The 19967-nt window shown below is 54.8% G+C and carries 17 protein-coding genes; 7 read left to right on the forward strand and 10 right to left on the reverse strand.

What is annotated here, in order from left to right:
- Positions 1-12 precede the first annotated feature (12 nt).
- Positions 13-3063: a formate dehydrogenase-N subunit alpha gene (gene fdnG, locus F3I20_RS15475; protein ID WP_150037924.1), complete on the reverse strand. Its 3051-nt coding sequence runs from the start codon at positions 3061-3063 to the stop codon at positions 13-15.
- Positions 3064-3458: 395 nt separating this feature from the next.
- On the opposite strand from fdnG, the gene fdhD reads away from it, so the two are divergent.
- The gene (gene fdhD / locus F3I20_RS15480) at positions 3459-4283 is read left to right on the forward strand and encodes a formate dehydrogenase accessory sulfurtransferase FdhD (protein ID WP_150013369.1); all 825 of its coding nucleotides are present in this window, start codon (positions 3459-3461) and stop codon (positions 4281-4283) included.
- Here the strand turns inward: fdhD and F3I20_RS15485 are convergent.
- Positions 4280-5056: a DeoR/GlpR family DNA-binding transcription regulator gene (locus tag F3I20_RS15485; RefSeq protein WP_150013367.1), complete on the reverse strand. Its 777-nt coding sequence runs from the start codon at positions 5054-5056 to the stop codon at positions 4280-4282. The genes fdhD and F3I20_RS15485 overlap by 4 nt on opposite strands.
- Before the next feature lie 206 nt (positions 5057-5262).
- Here F3I20_RS15485 and F3I20_RS15490 point away from each other — a divergent pair, with 206 nt between their 5' ends.
- The 3 genes from F3I20_RS15490 (at position 5263) to F3I20_RS15500 (ending at position 8673) form a co-directional block, all read left to right on the forward strand.
- Complete coding sequence (locus F3I20_RS15490; RefSeq protein WP_150013365.1) at positions 5263-6603, forward strand: aspartate aminotransferase family protein; 1341 nt, start codon at positions 5263-5265, stop codon at positions 6601-6603.
- Positions 6604-6885: 282 nt separating this feature from the next.
- Entirely contained in the window at positions 6886-7503 is a 618-nt protein-coding gene (gene sodA / locus F3I20_RS15495; RefSeq protein WP_135910493.1) for a superoxide dismutase [Mn], read from the forward strand.
- A gap of 201 nt (positions 7504-7704) precedes the next feature.
- Entirely contained in the window at positions 7705-8673 is a 969-nt protein-coding gene (locus tag F3I20_RS15500; RefSeq protein WP_150013363.1) for a VirK/YbjX family protein, read from the forward strand.
- A gap of 8 nt (positions 8674-8681) precedes the next feature.
- Here F3I20_RS15500 and F3I20_RS15505 read toward each other — a convergent pair whose 3' ends face one another.
- The 7 genes from F3I20_RS15505 to F3I20_RS15535 form a co-directional block, all read right to left on the reverse strand.
- A complete protein-coding gene (locus F3I20_RS15505; protein WP_150013361.1) occupies positions 8682-9044 on the reverse strand; it encodes a YibL family ribosome-associated protein in 363 nt (120 codons plus the stop codon).
- Positions 9045-9147: 103 nt separating this feature from the next.
- Positions 9148-9741, reverse strand: coding sequence for a mannitol operon repressor MtlR (gene mtlR / locus F3I20_RS15510; RefSeq protein ID WP_190285958.1), 594 nt, complete (start codon positions 9739-9741; stop codon positions 9148-9150).
- Positions 9742-9757: 16 nt separating this feature from the next.
- Positions 9758-10906 carry a mannitol-1-phosphate 5-dehydrogenase gene (mtlD, locus tag F3I20_RS15515; RefSeq protein WP_150037925.1) on the reverse strand — a complete coding sequence of 383 codons (1149 nt, stop codon included), beginning with the start codon at positions 10904-10906 and terminating at the stop codon, positions 9758-9760.
- 68 nt (positions 10907-10974) lie between these two features.
- Positions 10975-12909 carry a PTS mannitol transporter subunit IICBA gene (locus tag F3I20_RS15520; RefSeq protein ID WP_150013357.1) on the reverse strand — a complete coding sequence of 645 codons (1935 nt, stop codon included), beginning with the start codon at positions 12907-12909 and terminating at the stop codon, positions 10975-10977.
- Positions 12910-13408: 499 nt separating this feature from the next.
- A complete protein-coding gene (locus F3I20_RS15525) occupies positions 13409-14041 on the reverse strand; it encodes a helix-turn-helix domain-containing protein (RefSeq protein WP_150013355.1) in 633 nt (210 codons plus the stop codon).
- Positions 14042-14603: 562 nt separating this feature from the next.
- A complete protein-coding gene (locus tag F3I20_RS15530) occupies positions 14604-15320 on the reverse strand; it encodes a DUF3053 domain-containing protein (protein ID WP_150013353.1) in 717 nt (238 codons plus the stop codon).
- Positions 15321-15555: 235 nt separating this feature from the next.
- Positions 15556-17154: a gamma-glutamyltransferase family protein gene (locus tag F3I20_RS15535; RefSeq protein ID WP_150013351.1), complete on the reverse strand. Its 1599-nt coding sequence runs from the start codon at positions 17152-17154 to the stop codon at positions 15556-15558.
- Between the two features lie 736 nt (positions 17155-17890).
- Between F3I20_RS15535 and F3I20_RS15540 the strand changes: the two genes are divergently transcribed.
- Positions 17891-18187, forward strand: coding sequence for an HTH-type transcriptional regulator (locus F3I20_RS15540; RefSeq protein ID WP_010257438.1), 297 nt, complete (start codon positions 17891-17893; stop codon positions 18185-18187).
- A 39-nt stretch (positions 18188-18226) separates the two neighbouring features.
- Here F3I20_RS15540 and F3I20_RS15545 read toward each other — a convergent pair whose 3' ends face one another.
- The gene (locus F3I20_RS15545) at positions 18227-18823 is read right to left on the reverse strand and encodes an HD domain-containing protein (RefSeq protein WP_150013349.1); all 597 of its coding nucleotides are present in this window, start codon (positions 18821-18823) and stop codon (positions 18227-18229) included.
- 63 nt (positions 18824-18886) lie between these two features.
- Here F3I20_RS15545 and F3I20_RS15550 point away from each other — a divergent pair, with 63 nt between their 5' ends.
- On the forward strand, positions 18887-19351 hold the full coding sequence (locus F3I20_RS15550; protein WP_150013347.1) for a MarR family winged helix-turn-helix transcriptional regulator: 465 nt from the start codon (positions 18887-18889) through the stop codon (positions 19349-19351).
- 95 nt (positions 19352-19446) lie between these two features.
- Positions 19447-19875: an organic hydroperoxide resistance protein gene (locus tag F3I20_RS15555; RefSeq protein WP_013359635.1), complete on the forward strand. Its 429-nt coding sequence runs from the start codon at positions 19447-19449 to the stop codon at positions 19873-19875.
- Positions 19876-19967 lie beyond the last annotated feature (92 nt).

Genomic DNA, 19967 nt, shown 5'->3' on the forward strand with positions numbered 1-19967 from the left:
AGTCATCTGCCGTTACGCTTTTTCTACTTTCACTAAAAATCCCTTGTACTCCGGGGTCTGTGAGTTGGCATCGCCAACCGAAGGCGTCAGCGTATTGGCGAGGAAGCCTTTACGCGTGGTGCCTTCAAAGCCCCAGTGGCAGGGAATGCCCACGGTATCAACCGGCTTGCCGTCAATCATCAGACGCTGCAGACGACGCGTCACCACCGCTTTAGCTTTGATATAGCCGCGACGTGATGTGACCTTAACGGTGTCTCCGGCCTGAATGCCTTTCTCCTCAGCCAGCTCGGTGCCGATCTCGACAAACTGCTCCGGCTGCGCAATCGCATTCAGCAGGGCATGTTTGGTCCAGTGGCGGAACAGCTCGGTGATGGAGTAGGTGGTGGCGACGCAGGGATAGTCGGCGACCTCACCCAGATGCGCGGCGTCGCTGCTGAACAGACGGACCACCGGACTGTGACGCTGCTGCGGATGCAGGGGGTTGTCGGCGAGCGGGCTTTCCATCGGTTCGTAGTGCTCCGGGAACGGGCCGTCGGCCATTTTATCGAGTGCAAACAGGTGGCCGAGACCATCGGGCTGCATGATAAACGGCCCGGCCTGCTTCTGCGGCGACAGCGTTACCGGATAATCCGGTACGTCGATGCCGTGCCAGCGTGCGCCATCCCACTCAATCAGGCGGCGCTGCGGATCCCAGGCTTTCCCCTGCGCATCAGCGGAGGCGCGGTTATAGAGAATGCGGCGGTTAGCGGGCCAGGCCCAGGCCCAGCCTGAGACCGCTCCCAGTCCCGACGGATCGGCGTTGTCGCGTCGGGCCATCTGGTTGCCTTCTGACGTCCAGCTGCCGCTGTAGATCCAGCAGGAACTGGCGGTGGTGCCGTCGTTACGCAGCTCAGAGAAGCTGTTTAGCTGCTGACCTTTTTTCAGCAGCAGTTTGCCACTGGCGTCGTAAATATCGGCCAGCGCCTGACCGTTGTTCTCCTGCGCCACCTCTTCCGGCTCAGGGTTAAACGGATCGCGGTAATCCCAGCGCATCGCCATCAGCGGCTCAGGGGCTGCACCGCCTTCCTGACGATAGAGCGCGCGCAGACGCATAAACAGGTTGCCGAGGATTTTGCCGTCGTGCAGCGCTTCCGCTGGCGGCTCGGCGGCTGCCCAGTGCCACTGCAGCCAGCGCGACGAGTTCGCCACCGAACCTGACTCTTCCGCGAAGCAGGAGGAGGGCAGACGAAACACTTCGGTCTGGATGGTCGATGGATCGACGTCGTTGAACGCATCGTGATGCTGCCAGAAGCTGGCGGTTTCCGTGCGAAGCGGGTCGATCACCACCATATATTTGAGGCGGGAAAGGGCCCGGACCGCTTTGTTTTTGTCCGGGAAGGCAGCCAGCAGGTTGAAGCCCTGGATCAGACAGCCGTTCAGCGCACCCTGCTCCATCATCTCTGCCTGCGCCATGCAGTCATAGGCCTTGTCCCACTTCGGCAGCCAGTCGTAGCCCCACTGGTTCTCCGCCGTGGCGTTATCACCGTAGAAACTCTTCATCAGGCTGACGAAAAACTTGTCGGTGTTCTGCCAGTAGTTGACCTGGTCCGGCAGTGTCGCCACCGGGGTGGCCTGTTGCAGGTAAGTTGCCAGCGTCGTCATCTTCTCAGACGGCAGCGGCAGATAGCCCGGCAGGCTCTGCGCCAGCAGGCCGAGGTCGGTATAACCCTGCACGTTGGAGTGACCGCGCAGCGCGTTAATACCGCCACCCGGCATACCGATGTTGCCCAGCAGCAGCTGGATCATCGCCGCCGTGCGGATAATCTGCGAACCGTTGGTGTGGTGGGTCCAGCCGAGCGCATAGAGGATGGTTGCGGTGCGATTGGGCACGCAGGTTGAGGCGAGCTGCTTGCACACCGTAATAAAGGCGTCCTGCGAAGTGCCGCACATCCGCGTCACCATTTCCGGGGTGTAACGGCTGGCGTGGGTTTTCAGCAGGTTCAGTACACAGCGTGGATGGCTGAAGCTCTCATCGCGTCGGGCGTGGCCGTTTTCATCCAGCTCATAGTGCCAGCTCTGGCGATCGTACTGACGGGTTTCCGCATCGTAGCCGCTGAATAACCCGTCGCTGAAGCTGAAGCCTTCGCTGACTATCAGGGCCGCGTTGGTGAAGGCGCGAACATACTCCTGCTGAATCTGATTGTGTTGCAGCAGATAGTTGATCACCCCCATCAGGAACACCACATCACTGCCCGCTCGCAGTGGCGCGTAGAGATCGGCGACTGCCGCAGAGCGGTTAAAGCGCGGATCGACCACGATGACCTGCGCATTGTTACGGGTTTTGGCTTCAATCACCCATTTAAAGCCAACCGGATGCGCCTCGGCGGGGTTGCCGCCCATGATCATCACCACGTTGGCGTTTTTGATGTCATTCCAGTTGTTGGTCATCGCACCGCGACCAAAGCTCGGGGCCAGCGCCGCCACGGTCGGGCCGTGACACAGGCGCGCCTGGTTTTCCAGCGCCAGAATACCCAGCGCGCGGGCAAATTTCTGATCGAGCAGGCCGGTTTCATTACTGGCGGCGGAGGAGCAGAGCATCGACGTGGTCGGCCAGCGGTTTACCGTCACGCCAGCGGCGTTGGTCGTCTGGAAATGAGCATCGCGATCCTGCTTCATCAGGCGGGCAATGCGGTCAAATGCCTCATCCCAGCTGATGCGCTGCCATTTATCGGAACCCGGTGCACGGTATTCCGGGTATTGCAGGCGCTGTTCGCTGTGAATAAAGTCGAGCACGCCTGCGCCTTTCGGGCAGAGCGATCCGCGACTGACCGGATGGTCAGGATCGCCTTCGATATGGTAAATCGAGGCACGGGCATTTTTTGCGCCATCGCCCAGGCTGTAGATCAGCATCCCGCAACCGACTGAACAGTAGGTGCAGTTATTGCGTGTTTCTCTGGCACGAATGAGTTTGAATTCTCTGACGCTGGCTAACGCTGTGGTGGGGGCAAAACCAAGTAATGCCGCGCTGGTGCCCGCCAGCCCGCCAGCACAGATTTTGAAAAAACTCCGTCTGTTAATCTGCATCTTATCGTTCTTCTTTATTGGCTTCATTGCGAAGCCTTGCAAAATAGCAGTCCTGATTGCCTGTAAGTTGACCAGGGTCAACAGGTTAGTCATTAGTAATTCTTTTTCTCAATTTTGTTAAAAATCCTCGGTGGTGGATTTGCGCTGCAAGCAGATTTTCAGACAGCGCAGATAATTACTGTTGTTTTATGCTTACCGATGTTAATGCGTGAAAGAGAACCATTCGCATTGTGCCCGCCAGCAGGCGTGGCTACGCCTTTTGGGGGAGAAAACCGCATGAATTGCCCCGCTGTTTATTTGCGCTGAATGGGGCTAAAAGGCAGAATCAAAGCACGCCAGTGCCCGGCCTCACCGGGCACTGAATGACATAATTTATTAACAACAGGTCATACTTTTTGAAAGCTATCCAGCCTGACTCAGGCGAAGATTTAACAATTCAGGCCGGCGTCAGCAGGGCGCAGGTGTGGCAGCGTAAAGATTTGACCGATGCGCAGGATGACTGGCTGGCGGATGAAGTGCCGGTGGCGCTGGTCTATAACGGCATCTCACACGTGGTGATGATGACTACGCCCAAAGATCTGGAGGCGTTTGCGCTGGGCTTCTCGCTGTCAGAGGGCATTATCGATGCGCCGGGCGACATTTTCGGCATGGACATCGTGCCGGGCTGTGACGGCATTGAGGTTCAGATTGAGCTTTCCAGCCGCCGTTTTATGGCGCTGAAAGCGCAGCGTCGCGCGCTGGCAGGCCGGACCGGCTGCGGCGTGTGTGGCGTTGAACAGCTGGATCAGATTGGCAAGCCGCTCCCTCCGCTGCCGTTTACCCAGACCTTTGCGCTGGAGCAACTGGATCGGGCGCTGGGTCAGCTGAAAGATTATCAGCCTGTCGGACAGAAAACCGGCTGCACCCATGCGGCCGCGTGGACCCAGCCCGACGGTCAGCTGGCCGGGGGTTGTGAAGATGTGGGTCGCCATGTGGCACTGGATAAGCTGCTGGGGTATCGCAGCCAGTCAGAGTGGGGACCGGGCGCGGTGCTGGTCTCCAGCCGCGCCAGCTATGAAATGGTGCAGAAGTCCGCCATGTGCGGCGTCGAGATCCTGTTCGCGGTTTCAGCCGCGACCCGCCTGGCGGTTGAGGTGGCTGAGCGCTGCAATCTGACGCTGGTCGGCTTCAGTAAACCCGGCCGCGCCACGGTCTACAGCCATCCTCAGCGACTGCGTTAAACCACCATCACCTCTGGCAGCGTCTGCTGCAATGCTTCAAGGGCGGCACCGTTGTCGCCGCCGCTGTCGGTAATCAGCATGGTGATCGTCTGCGGCGGCGCGTAAACCGTGCGGCTGACTACGCCCAGTTTGGTGTGATCGGCCAGCAGATAGCAGGCTGCAGATTGCTGCACCATCGCTCTGGCAATAGCCGCTTCATGCGGGTGAAAACTGCTGGCACCGCGATTCGCCTCAATGCCGACCGGCGACAGCAGCGCGACGTCGGCGCGATAGCGGACGATTTCACCCACGGTGATTTCGCCACGCGTCTGGTGCGCACCCGCTGTCATCATCCCACCGAGCAAAATAATCTGATTATTCAGCGGCCGATCTTCTTCTCCGGCGCTCAGCGCCAGCGCGGCCTGCAGGCTGTTGGTGACTATCGTCAGGCCGGAAAGGGCGTGGAGCGCCTCTGCCAGCAGGGTGGTGGTGGTGCCCGCATCCAGAAACAGCGTCTGTCCCGGCTGCAGCAACTGCGCAGCGGCGCGGGCAATGGCGCGCTTCTCGCGGGTCTGCGTACTGCGGCGTTGCGTCAGCGGCGGTTCAGCCGCCGTTTCAATCGCTACCAGTCCACCGTGAACGCGGCGCGCCAGACCCTGCGCTTCCAGCTCAATGATATCGCGGCGCGCGGTTTCGCGAGACACCCCCAGCTCCCTGATAATGCGCTCGGTACTGACCTGATTAAGTCGGGTCAGTAAGGCGCGAATACGATGAAGGCGCGTTTCCTGCAGCATAGAGGTTTCCTTATAAAGCGCGAAGAGCACGGATGATACGCCACTGACGCGAAAGATGCCGTCTGAATCAGAGGGAAGCTTAGCGCGGGGAACGGCCAGCGCCATGTGTATTTTGTTGTATTTGTGTATTTGGTTGCATTTTGGATTCAGGAAGGCATGATACAGGGGTCAACTCTTCCTCCTTCATCCTTGTCACGGGAGTCATTATGGCCACGCGTTCCACCATTATGGATACCAACAGTTTCCGCGCCGAACATGCCGATGCGCTCGACAGCGAAACGCGCAAACTCACCGATAAACGCAGCAAAGTGCTTGGCGAATCCTATCGCCTGTTCTATCGCAAACCGGTTCATCTGGTGCGGGGTGAAGGGCAATATCTGTGGGACGCGGCGGGCGATAAATATCTCGACGTCTACAACAATGTGGCGAGCATCGGCCATTGTCATCCGGCCGTGATTGAGGCGGTGACGCAGCAGATGAAAATGCTGAACACCCACACCCGTTACCTGCATGAGAATATCCTCGACTACAGCGAAGCGCTGCTGGCGACTACGCCTGCGGCGATCGATCGCGCGATGTACATGTGCACCGGATCGGAAGCGAATGATCTTGCTATCCGTGTGGCGCGCGCTTTCAGCGGCGGTACCGGGATTATTGTCAGTAAAGAGGCTTATCACGGCACCAGTGAGCTGACCTCCGGCGCTTCTCCGGCGCTGGGCAGTGGACAGCCGCTGGCACCCACCACGCGGCTGGTAATGCCGCCGGATGCGTATCGTGTGGATGCGCCGGAGTTGGGCGACTGGTTCGCTGACCAGATTCAGCAGCAGATTGATGATATGGCGGCGAACGGCATTAAATTTGCCGGTTTCCTGGCGGACTCGATCTTCTCCTCAGACGGTGTGCTGCCCAATCCGCGTGGCTTCCTGAAAAAAGCGGTCGAGGTAGTGCATGCCAATGGCGGCATCTTTATTGCCGATGAAGTGCAGCCTGGCTTTGGCCGTACTGGCGACGCCTTCTGGGGTTTTGGCCGCCATGATGTGGTGCCTGATGTGATTACTACCGGCAAGCCGATGGGCAATGGCATTCCGGTGTCCGGGCTGCTGGCAAAAAGTGAGGTGCTGGCCGCCTTCAGCGACTCAATTCCCTACTTCAATACCTTTGGTGGCAATCCGGTGGCGATGGCGGCGGCGCAGGCGGTGCTGAACGTGATCACCGAAGAGGGATTACAGGAACACAGCCGCGTGGTCGGCGCGAAGCTGCTGGCGGAGTTGCGGACGCTGATGGATCGTTATGAGTGCGTGGGCGATGTGCGCGGTGCCGGGCTGTTTATCGGCTTCGAACTGGTCACCGATCGTCACAGCAAAACGCCGGACAAAACCCTGGCGCTGAACCTGATCGAGAAACTGCGTGAACATCGTGTGCTGACATCTGTCGCCGGCCCGTATGGGAATGTACTGAAACTGCGTCCGCCATTGGCTTTCCAGGAAAGCGACATCGACTGGCTGGTTGGCGCACTCGACAACTCCCTGCGCGAGCTGGGTCAGTAAGGCACAGGGCAGGGCAGATGCGGCGTCCGGCCGGAACGCATGCCCGCTGACGGCCAGGCCACAGCGCGCCGCACGTCCTGTCGGATGAGGCAGAAAAGGCAGGGTCAGCAGCAGCATGCTGTAAAAACAACGGGTTGCTTTTGCCGGGTTTCGCAAATCCTTATGGTTAATAGGGCATTGATTACCCTTTTACGCTACATGAATTTAACTATAATGATTCGACTGCTTACGCGGCACGCCCCGAATTCGTCGTGCTGCTCACACTAAATGGAGAGGAAGAACATGAGTTATTCACTGCCATCCCTGCCTTACGCATACGACGCACTGGAACCGCATTTCGACAAGCAGACGATGGAGATCCATCATACTAAACACCACCAGACCTACGTGAACAACGCGAACGCGGCGCTGGAAGGTACTGAATTTGCTAATCTGCCGGTAGAAGAGCTGATCACCAAACTGGATCAACTGCCAGCAGACAAAAAAGGCCCACTGCGTAACAACGCTGGCGGCCACGCTAACCACAGCCTGTTCTGGAAAGGCCTGAAAACCGGCACCACGCTGCAGGGCGACCTGAAAGCGGCTATCGAGAAAGATTTTGGTAGCGTGGAAAAATTCCAGGAAGAGTTCGAGAAAGCCGCTGCGACCCGTTTCGGTTCTGGCTGGGCCTGGCTGGTTAAGAAAGGCGACAAACTGGCTGTGGTTTCAACCGCAAACCAGGATAACCCACTGATGGGCGAAGCGGTTGCCGGCGTTTCTGGCTTCCCGATTATCGGTCTGGACGTGTGGGAACACGCTTACTACCTGAAGTATCAGAACAAACGTCCTGATTACATCAAAGCGTTCTGGAACGTGGTTAACTGGGACGAAGCGGCAGCCCGCTTCGCGTCTGCTAAATAAGTTAACCAAACGTAAACGCAATGAAGATAAACCGGTGAAATCTATTTCGCCGGTTTTTTTTGTCCTTATTTTGTGCATTGCCAAAATGAAATGAAAATCGTCAATTATTGGTTTTAATGTTATTCCACATTAACTTTCCGTTGATATTGGCTATGTTATGTTCGGTGACATTCCTGCTTAACTCACTGTGTGTCGCTGACTATGTCAATTATCACTACTCACGAAACGACGACCGAATCCTCTGCTTCGCTTTTTTTCCAGTTAATCAGTGGGAAATACATTCCGGATAAACTCTGGATCAGTAAACGTTTCCGTCTGAAATTTGCGTTAAGAACCTTAATATCGCCGCTGACCACGCTGCATTATCTGGATGCGCTATCGCATCTGCCGCAACTTCCCTTGCTGATGAGCACCCAGGGATTGCTGCCCGCCAAGCTGCACCGGCCTTATCTGCGTTCAGGTCTGAGTATTGCTGCGCGTGCGCAGGCGATTCTCGACCACTACACGCTGATGAACAATCTCGAAAATCCTATGCTGCGTCAGCTGCTGCAGAGTGCTTCAGATAGTCCGCTGGCCACGCTGACCGGAAAAAATGGCGAGGCCTTTTTACTCTCATGCAGTTCCGGTTATTTTGATCGCGAAGGGGAAGTGACGCTGGTATTACGTTATAACGACGAAATTATTGCTTCGCTTTCTTTTTCGATTCTTAACGAGAATAACCAGCGCACCTTATTAATTGGCGGGTTACAGGGGCCGCGAAAACATATTAATAATGAGATGATCCGCGAAGCGACCAAAGCGGCTCACGGTCTCTTCCCGAAACGCCTGTTAATGGAAGCGGTATTTATTGTGGCGAAGCAGTGCGGCGTGGAAAGTATTCAGGCGGTAGGCGATGAGACGCATGTATTCCGCAGTCTGCGTTATCGCCACAGCAAAGGGGATAAGTTCTTTGCCAGCTACAGTGAATTCTGGCTGTCGCTGAGTGGTGAAGCGCGCAGGGATGGGATGTTTACGCTGCCGCTGAGTCTGCCCCGTAAAACGCTGGAGGAGATTGCCAGTAAGAAGCGGGCAGAGTATCGCCGCCGTTATGAGCTGCTGGATGCGCTGGCGGAGCAGGTTTATGCCGCCGCCGGCGAACGCAAAGCCGATGTCGATCAGGCTGCTGCCTGATCGACCTGTCAGAATGCGGTTTTAGCGAAGCCCGTCATCACTTTAAGACCCATCTCACGTCCCAGCGCGGTCATTGGATGCACCACCACCAGGCCGCGTACGCTTTTCTTCAGCGCACCCAGATTTGCCTGCTCTTTTTTGGTAATTTCGCGGCTGAAGCCCATTTTCTGCAGCTTCTGCGCTTCGGCACTCAGTTTTTCGACCCGCTGACCGCGCAGACGCTCAATCTCAATGACCAGCGTTTCTTTCTCTTTCAGCAACGCGCCCAGTTTCTCGGTATCACCCGACTCCAGTAACTGCGGCTCTTTGCGGTTCAGTGCGTCCAGCTTATCGCTGAGAAGTTTAATTTCGTTCTTTTCTTGCTCTTTCATGACAACAACTCGTTGAGGAAAACAGGCCAAGGATACACCAAATCTGACGTATATTCCCGGCCAGGTTAAGACGAAAAAGGCGTCGTGATGACGCCTGACAGGATTAGCTACCGGACTTTTTAAACGCCTGCTTCATACTGATGCGGGCGATCAGTTCGGTCAGCGACAGGACCATGGTGGACCGCACCATCTGCAGATAGCGCTGCTGTTGCATGCTGCGCAGCTCAGCATCATCGGTGTGAAACACCGGCGCAGGTGGCCAGGCAGTCACACAGTGCAGTTCACTAAACGGGCCGAGGATCTCATCGTCGGTGAAACGATAATCGCCGCTGTCGTGATTCAGCTCTTCACGCAGTGCCAGCAGCAGCTCAGCATCTTCATATTCGTGGCGACTGATTACGCCAAGTCCGTAAATGAGTTTCAGGCGAACCGAGAGTTCGCCCAGAGGGCCATCGCCCAGCAGCAGCGGTTCAACCGCATATTTAACCGCATAGTCATCTTTACGAAACACCTGCAGCACCAGCAGATTGACGGCTTCAGCCAATAGCTCAACGGCGGCGATCAGAAAGCTTCTCACCGAACGACCGGCGTTCAGGCGCTCAAGCACCCTGTTCTCAAAAGCCTGCTTCTCTTCCATTATTGCCTGCATGGGTTCAATACCGCCGTCGGGCGCAGGCGAACTGCGCCCGGCTTGCATCACTAACACGCGCGCATTATGCCATAGCGTGCCAGGCGCTCACCACAGAAGCCACGACTTCGCTGTCGGCATCCAGGCCTGAAATCTCAGCCAGCGTCGCCTGTGGGCCTTTTTCGGCCAGCAGCGTCGCCAGCTCCTGCGCCTGTGGGTCCTGATCGCTGTGATAGTGCATCGCGGCGGCAATGCCCTGCACCAGGCTGGCGTGCGGTAAACCATACTCCAGCGTGCCCAGCGTCGGCTTGATCAGGCGATCGCCCGCGCTGAGTTTACGCAGCGGCTGACGACCCACGCGCTCCACATCATCTTTCAGATACGGATTTTCAAATCGGCCCAGAATCTTCCGGATGTACGCCGCATGCTTCTCCGCATCGAAACCGTAACGCTTAATCAGTACCGCGCCGCTCTCCTCCATTGCGCCTTTCACCACGGCCCGGATTTTTTCGTCAAGGATGGCGTCACGAATGGTCTGGTGACCGGCCAGCTGGCCGAGATAGGCGGTAATGGCGTGACCGGTGTTCAGGGTGAAGAGTTTACGCTCAACAAAGGCCATCAGATTATCAGTCAGCTCCATGCCCGGAATGGCTGGCAGGTCGCCTTTAAACTGGGTTTTATCCACGATCCACTCGCTGAAGGTCTCAACGGTCACTTCCAGCGGATCGGTGCTGCCTGCTTCAGACGGGGGCACGATGCGATCGACAGCGGAATCCACAAAGCCAACATGCTGCTCCAGCCAGGCGTGATACTGCTCCGGCAAGGCTTTCAGCACGTGCTGTTTCAGCTGGCTGGTGCCGCGTACCATGTTTTCACAGGCGATAATATTTAACGGACGAGTGTTGCCGTTGTCGCTGCGTTTTGCCAGCCCTTTAGCCACACTGCCGGCTATACGCTCCAGAATCTGCGGACCCACAGCGGTGGTGACCAGATCGACTTCAGACACCAGGGTGATGATTTCATCGCTGGTGCTGTTGACCGCACTGACGCCTTTAACGGTTTCCACTTTGGCCTGCTCGCCAACCACATGAACGGGATACTCATGACGCGCGTTCAGTGCATCCAGCACCGTCTGATTCACATCAGCAAAAACCAGTTCGATACCTGCATCAGCCAGTAATTTGCCGATAAAGCCGCGACCAATGTTTCCTGCTCCGAAATGTAACGCTTTCATAATTTTTGACCCATATCAAATGACGATGGGGCGGGCAAACCCGCCCCAGGGAAAATAATTGCTGTAAATTACGCGATTACAGGCTTGCCTGACAGCAGATCCAGCACTTCCTGCACGCTGGTAGTGTTGGCCAGCTTCTCAATCACGCTGTCATCATCCAGCGCGTTGGTCAGGCTGGTGATCACCTGAATGTGCTCGTTGTTGCGGGCCGCAATACCAATCACCAGGCGCGCCACATCGTCCGGCTCTTCGCCGAACAGAACGCCTGCCGGATACTGACAGAACACTACGCCGGTTTTCAGCACGCGATCTTTCGCTTCAACCGTGCCGTGTGGCACTGCGATCGACTCACCCAGATAGGTCGGCGTCAGTTTTTCACGCGCCAGCATCGCATCAATATATTCAGGTTCAACATAACCGCCTTTCACCAGCTGTTCGCCGGCAAAGCGAATCGCCTGCTCTTTGTTACTGGCGGTCAGACCGAGGAAGACATTATCTGCGCCCAGTTTAAACAGGTGCGCATTGCCTTCATCAAAGCTGTCTGAGAGCGCGGTGTTCACCGTTTCACGATGCACATCGCTGCGGTTAGCTGCCACCAGACGTTCGGTCAGGGTGCTGTAGAGCGCGCTGTCGAGGAAGTTATTCAGCGAGATATGCTGCGCATGTGGTGCCTGGCGAATGGCGCGTTCAGTCAGGTCACGATGCGTAATCACCAGATCGACATCACCCGGCAAGGCGTTGATCGCAGTGTTGGTTACCGACACATTGCTCAGACCGGCATCCTGCACTTTCTTGCGCAGCACGCCTGCACCCATGGCGCTGGAGCCCATACCGGCGTCACAGGCAACAATGATTTTTCGCACATGATGCAGCTCGACGCTCATCGCATCGCTGGCGACGGCACCGCCCGCTATGCTCTGGCCTTTAGACTGCGCTTTCATCTCATGCATGCGCTGGGTCGCGGCTTCAATATCGTCATCTTCTTTGACTTTGCTGGTTTTCAGCAGGATAGCGGAAACCACGAAGGAGACGGCGAAGGCGGCAGCAATAGCCGCGATGTTCGCGAAGTAAGCACCTTTTGGCGTCATTGCCAGTACGGCCAGGATAGAACCCGGTGAGGCAGGAGAGACCAGACCACCGTTCAGCAAGGTCAGCGTGAAGACGCCAGTCATACCGCCCAGGATAACCGCCAGCAGCAGACGAGGGGCCATCAGCACATAGGGGAAGTAGATTTCATGGATGCCGCCGAGGAAGTGGATAATTGCCGCACCGCCCGCAGACTGTTTAGCACTGCCACGGCCAAAGAACATGTAGGCCATCAGCACGCCCATACCCGGACCCGGGTTGGCTTCGATCAGGAAGAAGATCGACTTGCCCGCTTCGCTGGCCTGCTGGATGCCCAGCGGTGAGAAGATGCCGTGGTTAATGGCGTTGTTGAGGAACAGGATTTTGGCCGGCTCCACGAAGATGGAAGTCAGTGGCAGCAGGTTGTTCTGCACCATCAGATTCACGCCCGCGGCGAGAATGTGTGACAGACCTTCAACCAGCGGACCAATCGCCAGGAACGCCAGTAGTGCCAGGATCATCCCGATAATACCGGCCGAGAAGTTGTTAACCAGCATCTCGAAGCCGCTTTTGATTTTGCCGTCAATCGCCCGGTCAAACGACTTAATCGCCCAGCCGCCCAGCGGACCGGCAATCATCGCACCGAGGAACATCGGCATATCCGCACCGACAATCACACCCATGGTCGTAATCGCGCCGACCACGCCGCCGCGATCGCCGCCCACCAGACGCCCACCGGTAAAACCGATCAGCAGAGGCAGCAGGTAGGTGATCATCGGGCCAACCAGTTTGGCCAGCGTTTCGTTAGGGATCCAGCCTGTTGGAATAAACAGTGCGGTGATGATACCCCAGGCGATAAACGCCCCGATGTTCGGCATCACCATATTACTCAGAAAGCGACCAAAGCTCTGTACTTTGACCTTCACTGATGAGGACATAAACCCACCCCTTATTGAGACGCGCTGCAATAGGAGAGCGCGCTTGTTTTTGTTTAGCCACCCCGACTCACAGCCGGTGGTATTACTGTATGCACGCGGACTCTATCACGCGAATTTAACGCTGCGTAGCAGGTAAGCAGCGTGTGACTTTGATCACTGTTTTAAGGGGGGTGTAAGGGGGTTTAGTGTGATATTCATCACAGTATGGCTATCGCAAGGGGCAATTTCATACCTGAAATGAGAGAGGGTGGTCTCTTTAGTGTGATGCTAATCACATTAATTAGGGCGCTGTTTATTTCTGAAGTGTGATTTTAATCACAATATAAAACTGCCGGAAGCACAATTTCTGCTCGGTTTTAAGAGGTGTGATCAATAGTTGCTCAGTTCTTCAGGTATCCTGATGGTCAATCAGGGGAAAGCGTTGTAAATAGTCAGAAGGGATAAAAGATAATGGTTTTCCCTGGGCTGGTGCATTGCAGAAGAATTACAATTAAAAAAATTAAAAAGCTCTGTGTATGTCAGCGCCCAAATTAAAGTGGTTGAGCATTGAATAGAAAAAACGTGAGTTCCGACAGCCGAGTTTATTAAGTGCTTTATGCTTATAAATCAGAACAGTTTTATCGCATATGCCTAATGACATGCCGATCATGTTAATGCTGTCACCTTTGATTAGCCTGTTTAAGACCTGCGATTCTCGTTTAGTAAAATGCACTGATGCCGGAGTTATTCGGTCACTGTCTCCTTTTGCATGTATTAACCCACCCATGACAGATTGTAACATCTTAACCAGGGGTTGCCTTCGTTCAATCAGCTGTGCATTGACAGTAACAAAATCTGATGTGAGTTTCTGATACTTGTTACTGTATAAAAAAAAGATGCTGTTTCTCAGCGCAGCGTTTTTAATAACTCTGAACGTATCGTTATCAATTTCAGTGATAAAGTTAAATATATCCAGAATAAAAACCGACTCTACATGGTTCATAAGCATCGTCAGCAATAGCGACGAGTTGTATGCACTGGTTGTATAAGTTTCCCCTCTGTAATCAGCTACGCCACGCCTGAAAAACATATCGTCTGTTATAAAAATAACAGACTTTTTTATACTTCCGGATTCCACAAGTTCCATATTCATTGCCTCCGCGTTCGGTTCAGAAAAATTATACCAAATGAAAGGAACAATCAATTCATGCAGGTTGTATATTAATTCCTAAAAACAGGGGGAGATCTTTATTTCTCGCAGCGTTTTCATAATAGTTTTACTATCAAAAATTATGCGGAAGGAATCGATGTGACTCAGTTATTGTTAATTATTGCCTTGTTTTTTTTGATATTCTACAGTGCTTATCTGCATATCAAAGTCCGCAAAAGAAAGAAGATCATTAGCCGGAGGAAAGACAACAGGCTGTAAGTAATTCATTTCTGTGCCAGCCAGGAATGGCAGGAAGGTATTATTGATCGTGTAATATGATTATGTGGATTAACAGAATGGTTTTAATGTTAAAGGTTGATGAAAATATCGAGTTATTATTTCGCGTGAATTAACTTTACTCTTCATTTCAGGAAAAAGTCATAAGCGCTTAAATAGCGAAAATGAATTTAACAGATGAATGATTCGCGCATCAGACAGGAATACACTCTTCCTGGCTGATGCGGCACTTTAGCGCAGAGTGGCAGATACCACCCTGAAATGAAGATTAGCGAATTGATCCCTGCGTAATCTGCTGGGCCTGAGGAAGCGCCTGAGCATTGGCTGATAAGGTGCTCATCAGCGCGTTATATTGTGAAGCCTGATCCTGCGTCGGGAACTGCACGCCGCCATCATTGAAGCTGACACGGTTTCCCTGCGTTTGCAGGAAATCGCCGGTCTGCACGGCACCCTGGCTCAGCGCCTGGAGTTTTGGCAGCAGCGGAATCAGCTGATTGGCGGGCACCGTCACCACTTTGTTGTAGGCGGTGTCATAGACTTTTTTCAGGTCATCCGGCTGCTTCAGGGCTGCTTTGCTGCTGTCCGCCTGCATTTTTGCACTTTCAATCTGCTGGGTAACGATCACCAGTGCACTGTTCGCCTGACGCAGGGAATCACGACGGCTCAGATAATCCTGCGGAACGCGAATGGCCGAAAGCTCATCCACTACCGGACGCATACCCTGCTCAACGGCCTTGTTCGCCTGCTGTGAGAAGCCATACATGATGGCGTAATCGCTGGCGAAGTTGCCAAAGCTCTGTTTCTGATTCTCGCTAAGGCTGGGCAGATGTTCGCCGCTGCGCATGACGGTGTTCTGGAGGAAATCGATAAATGCTTTGCGCTGCTCGCCTTCTTTATCACCGCACGCGGTGAGTTGCAGCGCAATCAGTGCGCCAGCGAACATCATGCCGCCGCGTGCCATAAGGCGTGTAAGTCCTGAAGCCATGGGTTCAACTCCTGTCGGTGATACTGTCGGATGTCCAGGTAAGAATGGGCTAAAGAATAGAACAAACCCGCATCACGGCACAATGTGAAACCACCTGTGAAACAGATGCTTTCTGAAACACCGGTTAAAGAACGGGATCGTGTGCACGTCAGTGCAAGCTGCTTTCCCTGCTATTGCGGGCTTCAGCGTGCAGCTGAAAGGCACGCTTAGCGGCCTGACGCGCGCTGGCGCGGCCTTAAAACACCACTGCCTGTCCATCTTTACGACTCTCGCTGGCTGCAATATAGAAGCCCTGCGGATCGCGTACGATTGCCTGTGCGCCACCAAAGTTGTAGTTACTCAGAGGGTCTTCCAGCACCACATTGTGCCCCATACGGCGCAGCGTGCTCAGGGTATTGCGATCGAGAGTGGATTCAAACACCACCTCGCGTCCCTGTACCACGCGCCAGCGCGGCGCATCAATGGCGGCCTGCGGATTCTGGCGGTGCAGCATAATGCGCAACGCCAGCTGAACGTGTCCCTGCGCCTGCATCGGGCCGCCCATCACGCCAAACGCCATCAGCGGCTGGCCCTGCTGATCCAGCGCAAAGGCCGGAATGATGGTGTGGAAGGGCCGCTTACCGCCTGCCACAACGTTGGGATGCGCCGGGTCGAGTGAAAAGCCCGCGCCACGGTTTTGCAGGCTGATGCCGGTATCGGGTACGACCACGCCGGAGCCAAAGCCCATGTAATTGGACTGGATGAAAGAGACCATCATGCCGCTGGCATCCGCTGCTGCCACATACACCGTGCCGCTTTGCTGCGGAGATCCAAAGCGGAAATCGCCTGCCTTGTCAGGATCAATCAGCGCGGCCCGCTGGCAGATGTACTCTTTGCTTAGCAGTAACTCAGCCGGAAATTCGAGGTGATCCTCGTCGGAGACATAACGGTCCAGATCAACCAGCGCCAGTTTCATCGCCTCAATAGAAAGATGCAGCCACTGCGGTGAATCAGGTGCATAACGATTGATCTCCCACGCTTCCAGAATGCCGAGCGCAATTAAGGTCGCGATCCCCTGACCATTCGGCGGCAGCTCCTGCACCGATCCCCCGGCAAACGGATGCGACAGCAGGGTCACCCAGTTGGCGCGATGGTTTTTCAAATCCTCCAGCGTCAGCGCCGCGTTATGTTCACGAGCAAAGGCTGCCATCTTCTGCGCCAGTGCGCCGCGATAAAAACTTTCGCCCTCAGTCTCAGCGATCTCCTGAAGGGTGCGGGCCTGCGCCGGGTTGCGAAACAGCTCGCCCATGCGCGGTGGTCGGCCCTGCGGCGCAAAGCAGTCGCTGAAGCCAGGCTGATCCTGCAGCTTGTCATAGCCGCGCTGCCAGAGCTGGCCAATCAGCGGCGATACCGGAAAGCCGTCGCGCGCATAGTCGATTGCCGGTTGCGCCAGGGTAGTCAGCGGTAAGGTGCCGAAGCGCTGCGCCAGTGTCACCCATGCCGAGACGGCTCCCGGCACAGTGACAGACTCCCAGCCGGTTTCAGGCATCGCGCTCAGAGCGGCAAAGCGTTCGGGATGCCAGGCAGCGGGTGCCCGGCCTGACGCGTTTAAGCCATGCAGCGAGCTGCCGTCCCAGACAATCGCAAACGCATCACTGCCGATGCCGTTTCCGGTCGGCTCCAGCACGGTTAAGGCGATGGCGGTGGCGATAGCCGCATCCACGGCGTTCCCGCCCTGTTGCAGCATCCGTAAACCCGCCTGCGCCGCCAGCGGTTGTGAGGTCGCGACGGCATTGCGGCCCATCATCGGCACGCGATGAGACGGATAGCTGACGTTAAAATCTGTTTCACGCATCGCTTTTCCTTAAAGAGGTCAGGAGAGAATTTTTCCGTCGTCAGTACGCGATTAACGGCTGCACGTTTAGCGCGCAAAGGACTTGCTTTTAGCCGCCAGCTGCACCGTTATGAGGCGTCAGCCGTTTCGTTAGGGTGACTGTTGATTTATCTGACGATACCGGGGCGTTCATAATAAAAGATTTCCCCGCACTGCACTGTGAACCGCCGCGCGCCAGGGGCCAGGTGCTGGCCAGGACTATTCTTAAATTAATCAGAGCTGTGAATATAAGTGTTCAGGAAGTAAACCATTGGCGTATATTTTGCACTCACAAGGTGAAGGGGTGTAGTGCTTCACAGAAATGAGAATATGCCAGAGCAAAGCTTGATGGCATCCACATAAATTGCAAACACCATTTGATTTTTTTGCGCGCTATAACAGCACAAAAATCAACTGCCTCAGCAGGTTAGAGGCGCTGGAACATTTCCGGCAAACCATAATGAAAAAAATAATTATAAATTGCGCGGCAAATAGTCAGGTCTCTATCCATACTTAGTCTCCCGGCATTTGTTGCATTGATCTGACATCTTTAAAGCAGTGCACCGCAGGCTGTGTCCCGTAATGGTTTTTATCATAACAAAAACAAACCCTTGCGGGATCCAGCCTGAAACAGGCCCGGTTTCAGAGTCCTGACTTCAGGCTCGTACCTCTCTACTTTACTTTCACGTGCTTCATAGTGAGTTTTAAGGAGTTCTCTATGGAATTAAAAGACCCGATGTTTGAATTGCTCAGCAGCCTTGAGCAGATTGTTTTGACACGTGATGATCGCGCCGCCGAGTTACTTATTCAGCGTCAGCAACCCGCCCAGCCAGAACCGCAGCGTCTGCGTGAAATGACCGGCATGCAGGTTGATGAATTTGCAAAAGTAATGGGCGTGAGCGTCTCTTCCGTGAAAAGCTGGGAAGCACGGCGTACCCGTCCTTCCGCGACGGCGCAAAAATTAATGAAGTTATTGCATGCCAATCCCTATCTGGGACGGCAGTTGCTTGAATAAACAGGTATTACGAAGAGAACCCGCCGCTGGCGGGTTTTTTTATGCACGCATTTCGCTGTATTTAGCGGCCTGTTTCACAAACCAGCTCTCTGGCACGTTGTAGGGTGGCTCCCGCAGCTGGGCAAGGCCGTTTTCAATGATCGTCGACGCCTGTTGCCATAACTGTGCATCGCCCTCCTTCAGCAGCGCAATCTGTATCTGTTTTTCCACCAGATAGACCCGCGCAAAGTCAGGATCAAAACGCACAATCGCGCGGGTATTGTCGATGATGTCAGCCAGTTTGATGGTCTGCGCTTCAGGACTGGCGCTGGCCGTATGGCGAAAGTGCGCCAGTTTACGAGCCGCCCGATTTTTTGCGGCGGTGGGTGTGCTGTCGGTCAGCATTTCCACCAGACTGGCTACACGTTGACCAAAGTGGGCTTCGATATCCCCCAGCGTGGCAGAGGTATCTTCTACGGTGTCGTGCAGCCAGGCGGCTGCTAACATGGCATCGTCATGAGTGACGCTGCGCACCAGTTCCACCACGGCTGCCGGATGAACAACGTAAGGCTCATCGGTATATTTGCGGCGCTGACCGGCACCAGCATGTGCCTCAGTGGCGAAACGACGCGCCTGTTCTTCCAGTGAATCCTGCATGCTATTTCTCCTGACAAAAAAGTTTGCTTGCAATTATCTAGCGCGCTATCTATATTAATCACCATGAACTGTGATCAAGATGACAAAAAAGTGAAAACGATGCCACTGTTGGTCGATCAGCAACTCTGCTTTGCGCTTTATTCTGCCAATCTGGCGATGAATAAAGTCTATCGCCAGTTGCTGAGCCAGCTCGACATTACCTATCCGCAGTATCTGGTGATGCTGGTGTTGTGGCAGAAAGATGATGTCACGGTGTCAGAGATTGGCGAGCAGCTTTTTTTAGACTCGGCAACATTAACGCCACTGCTGAAGCGGCTGGAAAGCGCAGGTCTGATTTACCGCCAGCGCACCCGGCAGGATGAACGCCAGGTTGCGGTAACGCTGACTGAGGCTGGCCGCGCGCTGCGCGTTAAGGCTGAAGCGATTCCTGAAGCGGTTAAATGTGCCACAGCCTGTGACGATGACGCCCTGCTGGCGCTGAAATTACAGCTCGATGGGTTGCGTGATAACCTGAATCAATCACGATAAATATTGCCGACGGATGCGCTGCATCCGTTGAACCTCACCGCCTGATTACGGTTAAATAAGTCGCGGGCGATTAAATAGCGTAACGGAGAAATGTCATGTCTTTAGAACAAGTGGTTTACCGCGCCAAAGCCAAAGCAACCGGTGGTCGTGATGGTCGTGCAACCTCTTCTGACGGTGTACTGGACGTTAAACTGGGCGTGCCAAAAGAGATGGGCGGTGCAGGCGGTGAAGTGACTAACCCTGAGCAGCTGTTTGCTGCAGGCTACTCTGCCTGCTTCCTGGGCGCGATGAAGTTTGTTGCAGGCCGCGACAAAATCGCGATGCCAAAAGATGCGTGGATTGAAGGTGAAGTCGGTATCGGTCCGATCCCTGACGGCTTTGGTATTGAAGCCACGCTGAACATTCATCTGCCAGAGATGGATGAAGCAGAAGCGCAGAAGCTGGTTGATGCGGCGCATATCGTTTGTCCTTATTCAAACGCTACCCGCAATAATATCGACGTTACACTGAACATCATTCGCTAAGCGTACTGCGGGCCTGATACCATCAGGCCCGCATTTTTTCACATCCTCTCTCCTGCTGTTTTCTGCGTCAGTCAGCCAATAGCTACTGTCAG

The sequence above is a fragment of the Candidatus Pantoea gossypiicola genome (genome assembly GCF_008632075.1).
Classification (GTDB): domain Bacteria; phylum Pseudomonadota; class Gammaproteobacteria; order Enterobacterales; family Enterobacteriaceae; genus Pantoea; species Pantoea gossypiicola.